At 63.7% G+C, this 12,610-nt stretch carries 12 protein-coding genes; 1 reads left to right on the top strand and 11 read right to left on the bottom strand.

Going from position 1 to position 12,610, the window contains the following annotated elements; genetic code table 11:
• The first annotated feature begins 81 nt into the window (after window positions 1-81).
• Complete coding sequence (rpsT, locus tag ACFQ6H_RS07960) at window positions 82-342, top strand: 30S ribosomal protein S20 (protein WP_003944567.1); 261 nt, start codon at window positions 82-84, stop codon at window positions 340-342.
• Between the two features lie 672 nt (window positions 343-1,014).
• Here rpsT and holA read toward each other — a convergent pair.
• The 11 genes from holA to ACFQ6H_RS07905 form a co-directional block, all read right to left on the bottom strand.
• Complete coding sequence (gene holA / locus ACFQ6H_RS07955; protein WP_283304155.1) at window positions 1,015-1,992, bottom strand: DNA polymerase III subunit delta; 978 nt, start codon at window positions 1,990-1,992, stop codon at window positions 1,015-1,017.
• Window positions 1,989-4,346 (bottom strand): ComEC/Rec2 family competence protein, encoded by a 2,358-nt coding sequence (locus ACFQ6H_RS07950; RefSeq protein ID WP_378645207.1) that lies wholly within the window; start codon window positions 4,344-4,346, stop codon window positions 1,989-1,991. The genes holA and ACFQ6H_RS07950 overlap by 4 nt, the downstream gene beginning before the upstream one ends.
• Complete coding sequence (locus ACFQ6H_RS07945) at window positions 4,343-5,251, bottom strand: helix-hairpin-helix domain-containing protein (protein WP_378645204.1); 909 nt, start codon at window positions 5,249-5,251, stop codon at window positions 4,343-4,345. Before ACFQ6H_RS07945 ends, ACFQ6H_RS07950 begins: the two co-directional genes overlap by 4 nt.
• A gap of 81 nt (window positions 5,252-5,332) precedes the next feature.
• Window positions 5,333-6,175 carry a DegV family protein gene (locus ACFQ6H_RS07940; RefSeq protein ID WP_378645201.1) on the bottom strand — a complete coding sequence of 281 codons (843 nt, stop codon included), beginning with the start codon at window positions 6,173-6,175 and terminating at the stop codon, window positions 5,333-5,335.
• A 4-nt stretch (window positions 6,176-6,179) separates the two neighbouring features.
• A complete protein-coding gene (octT, locus tag ACFQ6H_RS07935) occupies window positions 6,180-6,977 on the bottom strand; it encodes a diglucosylglycerate octanoyltransferase (protein WP_378645198.1) in 798 nt (265 codons plus the stop codon).
• On the bottom strand, window positions 6,964-7,638 hold the full coding sequence (locus tag ACFQ6H_RS07930; protein WP_050654641.1) for a histidine phosphatase family protein: 675 nt from the start codon (window positions 7,636-7,638) through the stop codon (window positions 6,964-6,966). Before ACFQ6H_RS07930 ends, octT begins: the two co-directional genes overlap by 14 nt.
• Window positions 7,635-8,081: a ribosome silencing factor gene (gene rsfS, locus ACFQ6H_RS07925; RefSeq protein ID WP_003944502.1), complete on the bottom strand. Its 447-nt coding sequence runs from the start codon at window positions 8,079-8,081 to the stop codon at window positions 7,635-7,637. Before rsfS ends, ACFQ6H_RS07930 begins: the two co-directional genes overlap by 4 nt.
• A 46-nt stretch (window positions 8,082-8,127) precedes the next feature.
• Window positions 8,128-8,844: a nicotinate-nucleotide adenylyltransferase gene (nadD, locus tag ACFQ6H_RS07920; protein WP_080657183.1), complete on the bottom strand. Its 717-nt coding sequence runs from the start codon at window positions 8,842-8,844 to the stop codon at window positions 8,128-8,130.
• Between the two features lie 18 nt (window positions 8,845-8,862).
• The gene (locus tag ACFQ6H_RS07915) at window positions 8,863-10,326 is read right to left on the bottom strand and encodes a VWA domain-containing protein (protein WP_378645194.1); all 1,464 of its coding nucleotides are present in this window, start codon (window positions 10,324-10,326) and stop codon (window positions 8,863-8,865) included.
• Window positions 10,327-10,334: 8 nt separating this feature from the next.
• Window positions 10,335-11,246 carry a MoxR family ATPase gene (locus tag ACFQ6H_RS07910; RefSeq protein ID WP_019749056.1) on the bottom strand — a complete coding sequence of 304 codons (912 nt, stop codon included), beginning with the start codon at window positions 11,244-11,246 and terminating at the stop codon, window positions 10,335-10,337.
• 41 nt (window positions 11,247-11,287) lie between these two features.
• Window positions 11,288-12,574 carry a glutamate-5-semialdehyde dehydrogenase gene (locus tag ACFQ6H_RS07905; protein ID WP_378645192.1) on the bottom strand — a complete coding sequence of 429 codons (1,287 nt, stop codon included), beginning with the start codon at window positions 12,572-12,574 and terminating at the stop codon, window positions 11,288-11,290.
• Between the last annotated feature and the right edge of the window lie 36 nt (window positions 12,575-12,610).

Below are 12,610 nucleotides of genomic sequence, written 5' to 3'. Positions count from 1 at the left end.
TGGTAATCTTGCCAGTCGGTGCATCACTGCGCCCACAGCTTTCTCGACCGTAACCAGCTAAAGACGACAAGGATTTTACGCGTGGCCAACATCAAGTCCCAGGTGAAGCGAATCCGTACCAACGAGGCGGCCCGACTCCGTAACCAGTCGGTGAAGTCCTCGCTGCGTACCGCGATCCGTTCATTCCGCGAGGCTGCGGCAGCCGGTGACAAGGACAAGGCCAACGAGCTCCTCGTCTCCACCAGCCGCAAGCTCGACAAGGCAGCCAGCAAGGGCGTTATTCACGCCAACCAGGCTGCCAACAAGAAGTCTGCACTCTCGCAGGCCGCCAACAAGCTCTGACGTTTCCACTGTGACGGTTCGCCGTCATACTGGTTCGTCTCGATAGCCGCCAGGTCGAAAGACCAGGCGGCTATTTTGCGTCTTCAATCGGATCAGTGCGAAGACCCGCCATCCATGTCTTGCAGCGAATATGTGGACCGGGCTGCAACCATCTGATGATGGCGGTCAACAGGTACGGGAAACGCCCTCGCAACTGGTTGTTCACGACTGCCTTCTGGGCGGTCGTCGCTTTCGGCGTATTGGCCGCCCTGGGAATCCCTCGTTGGTGGGAATCATTGACGGTTGCCGTCGTTGGAGGTGCCGCAAGCTACGGATGGTGGAGGCGCAGGCAACGTAGCGAATTCCGGATCTTCTTCGGCGTGATGTGTTCACTCGTTGCGATTCTGGCGTTTCTCGCTGTTGGACGAGCGCTACTCACCACCGTGAAGGTGCCGGTGGACAGCATCGGCCAAGAAAGAATTGTCTGCGGCAGTGTTGTGAATCCGGTGCCCCACGACTCACTACGAGTGATCGACGTCAGAACAGGTGAACCAACGACACGGCCTCAGGCCATTCCGCATACTCAGTTGGAGCAAGCCTGCGTGAAACGCCTCGACTACCGGGCGGGTGAGGCCACGGCCGCCACTGTCGTCGGACTACTTCTGGCCGGTCGCGCCGTCGGCCACGTTGTTCTCAGTTCTTCCGCAACGCACACACTTTCCGCACTGCCATCTCCAGGGCGAAGGACGAGTCGACTGCGGCGCCCTTCACGTCGGCATTGAGGGCGGCGACGATCTGCATTGCAGCGCCGATCGACGTGGGATCCCAGCCGCCGACTTCCTTGATCGCCTTCTTGACCTTCCACGGCGGCATCCCGAGATCCGACGCCAACCGGAACGGGTCACCGCCCCGGGCAAACGGGCCGACCTTCGCGATGGTGTGGACTGCGTCGGCGAGGGCATCAGCGAGCAGGACATGGGCAGTTCCGATCTGATCTGCCCATCGGAGCGCCTCGAGCGCACCCCGGGTATCGCCGACGATGACTTTGTCGGCCACGTCGAATCCGGAAACCTCGGCCTTGCCCGAGTAATACTTGTGGACCGCATCGACGTCGATCTTGCCGCCGGTATCTGCCGCCAATTGTGAGCAGGCCGATGCCAGTTCGCGGAGGTTGGAGCCGACACTTTCGATCATCGCTGCGATCGCGTCGGGCGCAACCCTGACGTCGGCGGTCCGGAACTCACCGCGGACGAAGTCGACCAGCTGACTCTTGTTCAGTTTTCCGCAGCTGTGCACCGTGGCACCGAGCTTCTCGAGGGCCGGTGCCAACGCTTTCGCGCGACCGCCGCCCGAGTGTACGACGATCAGAACGACGCCTTCTGCCGGCTCACGCGCCGCCTCGAGTACAAGAGCTACGGCATCTTTGCCTGCTTCTGCCGCCGATTCCAAGACGATCACACGGTCTTCGGCAAAAAGAGAAGGGCTGAGCAACTCGGCCAACTCGGGAGCATTGGTGTCGCCCGCACGCATCTTGGTTACCGGGAGATCCGAAATACCCTGGCCGCGGTCACCGCGGACGGCTCTGATGAGCTGCGATACCGTGCGGTCGATCAGGAACTCGTCGTCCCCGAGAACAAGATGCAGCGGATCGACTCCAGACGGATTACTCACCCGAAGATGGTCCCACGAGGAACCGACACGATCGACACAGACCCGCCGCCCCCGCCGTACACAGCGACGGTGCCGTCGACGTCGGTCCGAACCACCGCCCCGCCCAATGAATCCAGTTCATCGAGAACCTCCGCATTCGGGTGCCCGAAACTGTTGCCGACGCCGACGCTGATCATCGTCAACCTCGGACGCACCGCTTCCAGAAATGCCGACGACGTGGTCCGAGAACCGTGATGGGGCAGCTTCAACACATCGGCCTTCACGTCCGCTCCCGATCGGAGGATAGCCTCCTCCCCCGCAACTTCGGCGTCGCCCGTCAACAGAATTCGACCCGCGCCCGTGTGCGCCATCACCACCAGCGACTGATCGTTGGCGGCGTCCGCGCCGTCCCCCGCATCACGGGGAGCCGGAAGCAACGGACCGAGAACCTCCACGTTCACCGATCCCAACGTCAACTCCATACCTGCGCGCAACGAGACAACCGGAACGGCCTGCGAGTCGGCGGCTTCCTTCACTGCCCGAAAACCTGACTCCGGCAACAACATCGAACCCACCCCTATCGCAGCGACCGAACGCCCACCCAGAACTGCTTCCAATCCACCGATGTGATCGGCATGAAAATGACTGATCATCAGCAACGCGATGTCGTTGACGTCCAACATGTTCAGGCAACGATCCATCGACGTGGGATCAGGACCGACATCGACGACGATCACCCTGCCGTCGCCGGTCGAGAGCACCAGACCGTCCCCCTGACCGACGTCGCACATCACCAGTACCCACCCCGGAACAATACGGCCACCCCCGAACACATGTTGAAAGATGAGCGCTAGAACAACTCCCAGAACGAGGACGCCGACCACCCATCTCGAGATCCGATTCCACAGCGTCAGCGCTACGACCAGTAAGACGCCCACGACGACGAGAGCGCCGATGAGTCCTGACGGCACCACCACCGACGCTCCGGGAAGCGCCGCCGCCCGCTCGGACACGTATAGCAGCCACCCCATCGGAGGCCGGACGAGCGGAGCAATGAACACGGCAATCGACGGACTGATCTGCGCGCACAAGGCAATTACCGCACCGAACACCGTGACAATTCCGATCACGGGAGTCACCGCCATGTTCGCGGCAATCGTGACGACACTGAATGTTCCCGCCATGGCGCCCACCAACGGTGCAGTGACGACAAACGCCGCACTGGAGACGGCTGTCATCTCCGCGAGCCAACGGGGCCATCCTCGTCGGCGAAGCACATCCACCCACACGGGGGCAATGATCACCAGTGCACCGGTGGCCGTGGTCGACAGCGCAAATCCCCAGTCGACGGCCAACTCGGGCATCACGATAACCAGAGCGATGACGGCGGCAGCAAGAGCAGGCAGCGCCTGTTTGCGCCGACCGGTGACCAGACTGAGCAGGCCGATCAGGCCCATCACCGACGCGCGTAGAACACTCGGCGACGGCCTCGCGACGACAACAAAAGCGACGAGGGCCATCAGTGCCAAGACGGCGCCGACCCGCGGACTCAGCGCCGCTGCTCTGACCAACAGCAGAATGGCCCCGAGCAGAATGCTGATGTTGGCGCCGGACACCGCGGTGAGATGGGAAAGCCCGGCAACGGTGAAGTTGTCCTTCACCACCGGCGACAGAGCCGATGTGTCTCCGACGACGAGGCCGGGCAGCAGACCTGCCTGATCGGGCGGGAGTGCAGCCGAGCACGCAGCCGCGAAACGAGTGCGCACCACGCTCGCCCATCGCTGGTACCAGGGCACGTCTCCCACCGCGACGGGAGGGCCTTCGGACGTGATCACGGCGAGCGTGGAATCGCTACGCCAGGGCTGACTCGCCCGGCCGCGAACCGTGAGGCTCTGCCCTGGAACAACTTCGAGCCACGACGAACTGGGCGCCCGGATGGTGACCAAGCCACCTCCGGAGTACCTGTGATTCTGTGCAACCACCGAATTGACGGTTGCCCTGAAGAAGACCTGACCTTGACCCGCCGCTCCGGAGACCGCGTGCGGATCCTCAGTAGGTTCCACTTCGACACTCACCCAGGCTCCTTCGCTGGCAGCTCGGGCCAGAGGGTGACTCTCCGCCTCGGACGCCCGCCATCCGCTGACGACACTGCACCCGACACCGAACAGTAATGCCGCCAACATGATTCGTGCCCACCCCGCAGATGTCCGGCGCGCAACCACGACAGTCAGGATTGCCGCTGGAACCACGCATACCGCCAGCACCCACGCAGTGGTCGCACCGTACAAGATCCCCACCGCGCTGCTCCCCCACACTGCGACGGCCGACAGAAGCAGTCGAGCGTCGAGAACGGGCCGGACCTCCGATTCGTTCATACCGACACCAGCACTCGCAGCTTCGCCAATCTCGCGGGGCCGATCCCGTCGACTTCCCCCAATTGCTCGATGTCCGTGAACTTTCCGTTGGAGGTGCGCCAGGAAACAATCGCCGCAGCCGTTACCGGCCCCACCCCGGGAAGCTCGTCCAATTCGGCCTCGGTAGCGGTGTTGAGGTTCACCGTGCCGGCCCCGCCCGTTTCACCTGTAGCGGCAGCGCCGGTATCTCCCGCGGTGGTGCTCGAACTCGGCGATACACCGCCGGACTGATCGGCCGCACCCACCACGATCTGATCACCGTCGGCAAGCTTCTGCGCCAGATTCAGGCCCACTGTCTCGGCGCCGTCGAGCGCGCCGCCTGCCGCGGCGAGCGCGTCGGCAATGCGCGAGCCCGGAGGTAGGTTGACAAGACCCGGCGTGCGCACGAGTCCGACGACACTGACTACCAGAGCCTCAGGCCGCTGCTCTTCTACGACACCGGAAGGTACGGGACTGGGTGATTCACCATCGTCGGCAGTGACAGTCGGCGCCGTGACATTCTGGGGCGAGGGCAGCGGTGGGACCGCCTGCATACTCGGAGAATCCCACCACACGGTGAACAAGCCGACAGCCGTGGCCAGTGCAGCGACGATCGCCAACACCCAGGTCGCCGATCGACTCGGGCGCCAACGTGTTCCGCGCCAACGCTCGGGCAGTCGATCGAACCGTGACGAGTCGGGTTGAGCTTCGTACTCTTCCTCGTCGAAGTCCTGAAGCCACTCGGGGGATCTCTCGAATGGCTGCGGGGACCTCTCGAAAGACGCTGAATCCTCGAATTCGTCGACGTCCTCGTGTCGCCGCCTGTAGTTGCCGTCCATCGCCGCGAGGCGATCACGCGCCCGCTCGCGCTCCTCGCTGATCCTCATGACTGGACGCTAACGAGAGACCTCGCCGCCAACGACGAACAATTTCAATCTGTGGAGAACTCGAGGGTTGTGGAGAAGCGATCAGGCACTCGTGTCGACGTCCGGCAGCGGGCACACCACAACACCGATCGCGCCGACACCGACGTGCGCTCCGATGACCGCGCTGAAGTCGGTAACCACAGATTCCGCTACATCGGGGATGCGCTCGGCCAACTGTTCGGCTATCCCGTCCGCACGCTCTCGCGCTCGCATGTGATGCACGGCTATCGCCACACGACCGAGACCAGCGCGCTCGACTGCCGAATCCACCAAGCGTGCAAGCGCTTTGGTGGTGGTACGTGTTTTCTCGCCGAGCACCAGCTTGCCGTCCACCAGATGCAGGATCGGCTTCATCGCCAATGCAGTACCCAGCAACGCGGCTGCGGTTCCGATTCGTCCGCCCCGGCGCAATTGATCAAGTTTGTCGACGACGATGTAGCAGCGCCCACGGCTTGCAACGTCGACGGCCCGGCCGTATGCCTCTTCCAGTGAAGCGCCCTTCTCGGCCAAGCGCGCAGCTTCGAGAGCGGGATATCCCAAACCCATTCCGGCGGACTGTGAATCGACGATCCGGACGGCGCCACCGAACTCCTGGGCCGCGACTCGTCCGGCTTCCCACGTTCCCGACAGTTGGCGTGAAATATGAACGGCGAGAACGCCGTCACCGTCGCTCATCTCCAGGGCGCGTGCGTACGCTTCGGACAACTCGGCGGGTGACGCTCCGGCCGTTGTCACTCCCGACAGATCGTTCGGCATTGCGTCGACGCCCTCACGCAAGTCGCAGCCGTCGCGGAGCACATGGAGGGGAACCACCTGAATGCCACATGCGTCGGCCGACTCCTGCGGAATGCAGGCGGAGGAATCCGTGACGACGACGACCGGCACTGTGCTACCCGACTTCGCTCGGTGGTGAGACGAGTTGCGGTGAGACAAGTTCCGGCGAAACCACTGTCTGCGCCTCGACCCCGCGAATCGCAGCGATCATCGCGCGGGCTACGCCGACGTGACCGTCCCAACCCCAGTGAATGCCATCAGGATTACCGTTCTCGGAAAAGACGTTGTCGCGCACTGCATCCGCGAGGTCGACCACGGGAACGTCTTTCTTCGTAGCCCACTCGGTGATCGCGGACACGGCGGCCGGCCGGCCGGCATGCACGCTTGCGTAGGCATCGCTGCGGTGCACGGATGGCAGAGTCGCGATCATCGGTAGTTCCGGCCGCATGTACTCCAACGCATTTCGCGAGCTTTCCAGATACTCGACGCTCAGCTTGGGCGGAAGCGCGACCGGGCGGCCCAGCGGTGCAAGCCTCGGCTGCAGCCACTGATAACCCTCGCGCACCACGCGTCGAAGCGCCGGAGGACGAACATAGCGGATGGTCTCGCGGAGCGCGGTAGGCAATGGGGACGGCAGCGAGTCCATACCGCCGACTGCGAACACGACGGCGCCGGCCCGCGGCACCGCCGCCCACACACGAGGATCCTGAGTCAGTGCCCACCACGCGTCGCGGCACGTCCAGCCGATACGGGCGACCAGCTCGACATCCCAGCCGAGTTCGTCGGCCACGATGTTGGGCCAGATGCGTGGATGATCTGCCGCGAGGCCGCCTTTGGGGCCGAAATACGACAGCGAATCCGCGAGCACGAGGAGGACGGGGCGCTGCCCGTCGGCACTTTCAGAGGACGTCATTTGCGACACTCGCAGAAGCATTCCATACGTCGAGTCGCCACTCGATCGACTTGACGTCACCGTGTCCGCTGAGTTGCACCCAACTGGTGTTTCCCAATCCGCCGAGGACAGCCCAGCGATCGACGGGCAGGTCGAGCAATGCCGCTGTCAGTGCCGCGATCAAGCCTCCGTGCGCCACCAGAACCACGGGCCGCTCGGCCCAGTCCGGGTGCGTCTCGAGTAGTTCGTGAACTACGGGAAGGCTGCGATTCGCGACGTCGATTCGGCTTTCCCCGCCGGGCGGCGCCAACGTGGCATCTGCCCGCCAGGCAGATCGCACACCGGGAGTGCGCTCGTCGACGTCGTGATGCGTCAGGCCTTGCCACTCGCCCAGGTGTGTCTCACGCAGACGCGTGTCGGTGAGGACCGGAAGTCCGGCGGCATCACCGACAGCGACGGCCGTGAAGTACGCCCGACGCAGATCCGAGGACACGATCGTCAACGGTCTGCGATCGGCGATCACCGGACCTGCACTCTTGGCCTGCGTACGTCCCAACTCCGACAGGTCGGTGTCGAGTTGCCCCTGCATCCGAGAGTCGGCGTTGTATTCGGTCTGTCCGTGACGCAGCAGGATGAGCCGGCGGACAGGGTTCGACGCCGCACTGGGCGCCGATGAAGTCACAGCGAGGGATCCTGCGCGTCCGGCTCGGAGACCGTGTCGGTCTCGAACACCGTGTTGGCGTCGGCGGGGCCGGGACGGTTCTGTCCGAGACCTTCGACCTCGACCGTCGGGCAGTCCTTCCACAGGCGATCGAGAGCGTAGAAGTTGCGCTCCTCGTCGTGCTGGACGTGGACGACGATGTCGGCGTAGTCGAGCAGTGCCCAGCGGCCCTCGCGGGTGCCTTCACGACGGACTGGCTTGTGTCCGGCTTCGCGGAGGCGATCCTCGATGTTCTCGACGATCGAGTTGACCTGACGCTCGTTGGTCGCGGACGCGATCACGAAGCAGTCCGTGATGACCAGCTGTTCGGACACATCGAGCACCACCACTTCTGTGGCCAGCTTCTCGTCGGCTGCCAAGGCCGCGATGCGTGCCATGTCGATGGCTTCGGTGTTTGCACTCACTCGATGTTCTCCAGTTTCGTCTTCAGAAAGTACTTGTTGTTCTCGGCTAGCTCGATTCGGCGCCCGGGACGGCTTCCGACTTCCCCGGTGCGGGCTCCGACATCGTTGTAGCTCCGTCGCGGCGCTCCGCGTCGACAGGTCGATACAGGTTCCGCTTCGAGATGTACTGCACCACTCCATCCGGCACCAGGTACCAGACAGGGCGGTCTTCACTTGCCCGACGCCGACATTCGGTCGACGAAATGGCAAGTGCCGGAATCTCTATCAACGTGACCGCGTCGGCGGGCATGGTGTCGAGGTGACCGGCCAGGTGCTCTGCATTGAGATCGAAACCCGGTCGCGATACCCCGACGAACTTCGCCAATGCGAACAACTCTTCCCAATCTTGCCAGGAAAGGATGCTGGCCAGCGCATCGGCACCGGTGATGAAGAAGAGTTCGGCGTCGGGATGGTAGGCCCGGAGGTCTCGCAGTGTGTCCACGGTGTACGTCACTTTTTCACGGTCGACGTCGACCCGAGAGACGGAAAACCGCGGGTTGGAGGCGGTGGCGATGACCGTCATGAGGTACCGATCCTCGGCAGGACTGACGCCCCTCCCCTGCTTCTGCCAGGGCCGCCCGGTGGGGACGAAGATCACTTCGTCGAGTCCGAACCGGTCGGCGACCTCACTGGCCGCAACGAGGTGGCCATGGTGAATGGGGTCGAAGGTGCCACCCATCACTCCGAGGCGTCGAGCACGTTCCACCGATAGTCCCTTCTGCACGAGTGTCGAGCTTACGGGTCAGACCGGCAGCAGACGGGACACGACGTCGGCAAGCTGCTGGGCCGAGCGGCACTCGTGCATGCTGATGACCTCGTTGTACACCTTCGCCGCGGAGTCACCCGTTCCCCATTGCCCCTTCGGCTCAGGGTTGAGCCAGTGTGCGTGCTTGGCAACCGCAACCATCTGCGACAGCGACTGGAGGTTGGGATCACGGTAGTTGTTGCGACCGTCGCCGAGGACCAGCAGCGACGTGCGACTGGTGATCGACTGCGCGAACTTCTCCTGGAACACACCGAAAGCGTGTCCGTAATCGGAGTGGCCGTCGTAGGTGATCAGTTCGGCTTCACGCACCATCCGTGACATCGCGGACCCGAGGTCTGCGTTCGAGTCGAAGAACCGCGTGACCTCGTCTGTCGTGTCGATGAACGCGAACACCCGCACGCGCGAGAACTGCTCGCGCAAGGCGTTCACGAGCAGCAGGGTGAAATGGCTGAACCCCGCCACCGAACCCGACACGTCACACATCACCACAAGTTCCGGTCGTGCTCGCTTCGGCTTGCGCTGCACCAGATCGATCGGCACTCCACCCGTCGACATGGACTTGCGCAAGGTGCGACGCAGGTCGATCGAACCCGCGCGGGAGCGGCTACGACGCACGGCGAGACGGCTGGCCAGCAGACGAGCCAGGGGTGCGACGTTCTTCTTCAGCGTGGTGAGTTCGGCGTCGGAGGCCCGCAGGAAGTCGACTTCCTCGGCGAGTTTCGGAACGCCGTACGTGGCGACCCGTTCCTTGCCCAGATTCTCAGCGGTGCGTCGACGCGTTTCCTTCTCGACCATCTTGCGGAAGTCCGCGATGCGCTGCGCTGCCGTGCGCTTGGCGACCTCGGATTGATAGTCGGAGTTGTCCTTGCCTTCCGACCCGGAACCCTCCTGGTTGCCGAGTAGACCCTGCAGGATCTTGTTGAGCAAAGTCTCCGGGGCCACGTCGCGCAGTGCCTGGTAGGCGGAGAACGACGGGCCGTTGCTCGACTGGTACTGCCCGAGTTCCTCGACCATTGCGGCGGTGAGAAGTTCGGTCAACTCCATCGCCTCGTCGCTGCCGTCAGTCAGCAATTCGGCGATCAGCTCACGCAAGGCCTGCAGATCGATCGAACCGTCGGGCTTACGCGGCAGTGACACGTCGACGTCACCGACCGCCCGGTCACCGATCGCTTTGGGGAACCACAGATCGAAGACGGCGTCGAACGTGGCCCGGTGGGTCGGCCTGCGCAGGAGCGAGCACGCCAGCCCTTCACGAAGAGCCTCACGATCGAGCAGATCGAGAACCGACATGACCTGACCGGCGTCGACGGTCTCGGACGGGCCGACCATGATTCCGCGTCGTCGCAGCGCCTCGACAAAATCGACGAGGTGACCGGGAATCCCGTGCGGCGCTGCCAGGCCGCCATGCGAGAGCGGCGACGTCGATCCTGCGGGAGCCATGTCAGACCTCAGTTCAGCCGAAGTTCAGCGGCGGCACGCACCTGGTCCGACTGGTGCTTGAGGATCACGCCGAGCGTGGCGCGAACGGCATCGTCGTCGAGAGTGTCCATGCCCAGAGCCAGGAGTGTGCGGCCCCAGTCGATGGTCTCCGACACCGAAGGGACCTTCTTGAGCTGCATTCCGCGAAGAACACGAATGGTATTGACCAGCTGCTCGGCAATCGCTTCGGGCAGTTCCGGCACCCGACTGGCGAGGATGCGACGCTCGAGGTCCGCATCCGGGAAGTCGAGATGCAGGAAGAGGCAACGACGCTTCAGAGCCTCCGAGAGTTCGCGAGTGGCATTCGAGGTCAACACAGTGAAGGGCTTGCGGGTGGCGGTAATGGTTCCGAGTTCGGGGATCGTCACCGCGAAGTCGCTGAGCACTTCGAGGAGCAGACCCTCGATCTCGACGTCGGCCTTGTCCGTCTCGTCGATCAACAGCACCGTCGGGTCCTCGCGGCGAATGGCCTTGAGCAGTGGACGAGCGAGCAGGAACTCCTCCGAGAACACATCCGCCTTCGTCGAATCCCAGCTGTGGTCGACCGCGACATCACCCCTCGCTCCGCTCGCCCCGCCCGACTGGATCCGCAAGATCTGCTTCGCGTGGTTCCACTCGTAGAGCGCACGCGCCTCGTCGACGCCCTCGTAGCACTGCAGACGTACCAGCTCGGCGCCTGTCGTCTGGGCTACCGCGCGCGCCAACTCGGTCTTACCGACACCGGCCGGTCCCTCGATGAGCAGGGGCTTGCCCAGTCGGTCGGCAAGGAACACTGCCGTTGCAGTGCCCTTGTCGGACAGGTAACCCGTCTCGGCCAAACGCTCGATCACGTCGTCGACGCTCGAGAAGAACGGTGTTGTATCGGGGAGAGCTCGGTCCACGGTTAACTCCTAAAAAGGGTGGGGCAAGTCTGGTGAACTTTTCAGGCGGGTCGGGTGTGCCCGTCGCCCCAGACGATCCACTTCGTGGACGTCAGTTCAGGCAGCCCCATGGGGCCACGCGCGTGCAGTTTCTGGGTGGAGATGCCGATCTCGGCGCCGAATCCGAACTGCTCACCGTCGGTGAAGGCAGTCGACGCGTTGACCATCACTGCGGCGGCGTCGACGCGAGCGGTGAACTCGCGGGCAGCCGAGAGATCGGACGTCACGATGGCTTCGGTGTGGCCCGTTCCGTACTGGTCGATGTGCTCGACGGCAGCGTCCAAGTCCTTGACGACCTTGAGAGCGACGTCGAGGGTGAGGTATTCCTTCGACCAGTCGTCCTCGGTGGCGGGGACCAGTCCCGGCAGATCACCGTGCACTACAACGTCGTGCATCTGGAGCGCTTGGAGCAGCTTCGGCACGGCGGTCTCGGCGATCGCAGCGTCGACCAGCACGGTTTCGGCTGTATTACAGACGCTGGGCCGACGGGTCTTGGAGTTGAGAAGAATCTTCTCGGCCATCAGGAGATCGGCGGCCGAGTGAACGTAGACGTGGCAATTACCGACACCGGTCTCGATGGTGGGCACGGTGGCATCACGCACGACTGCGTTGATCAACCCGGCACCGCCGCGCGGGATGACAACATCGACGAGGCCGCGGGCCTGGATGAGGTGCGTGACCGTCGACCGATCTGCACTCGGCAGAAGTTGAACGGAGTCCTCGGGGAGCCCCTGAGCAACCAACGACGCGCGCAGCGCCTCAACCAACGCTTCGTTGGACTTGACCGCCGAGGACGAACCACGTAGCAGCGCAGCATTTCCCGACTTGAGAGTCAGCCCGAAAGCGTCGACGGTAACGTTGGGGCGAGCCTCGTAGACCATGCCGACGACACCGAGCGGAACGCGCTGCTGGCGTAGCTCCAAGCCGTTCGGCAGAGTGGAACCACGAAGCACCTCACCGATCGGATCGGGTAGCCCGGCAACCTGACGCAAACCCGAAGCGATGCCCTGGATCCGGTCAGCGGTCAGCCGAAGGCGGTCGAGCAATGATTCCTCGGTGCCACCGGCCTTCGCAGTGTCGATATCGAGAGCGTTGGCCGCGAGAATCCGATCACTGGCCGCGAGTACCGCGTCGGCTGCGCCGTGGAGCGCAGCGTCCTTCTGCGCGGTGGTCAGCAGAGCCAGGACGCGCGAAGCCTTACGTGCTCGGCGTGCGGCGTCGTGCACGACGGCCTTGGTGTCGGACGCATTCGAGTCGACGGTTTCTGCGTTGGATGTCACAGCGGTCATGAATACACATTAACCACCCACCGCGGCGGCCTGCTC

The organism is Rhodococcus sp. NPDC056506 (assembly GCF_042794945.1).
Taxonomy (GTDB): domain Bacteria; phylum Actinomycetota; class Actinomycetes; order Mycobacteriales; family Mycobacteriaceae; genus Rhodococcus_F.
This window is presented reverse-complemented; position numbering and strand designations above follow the sequence as displayed.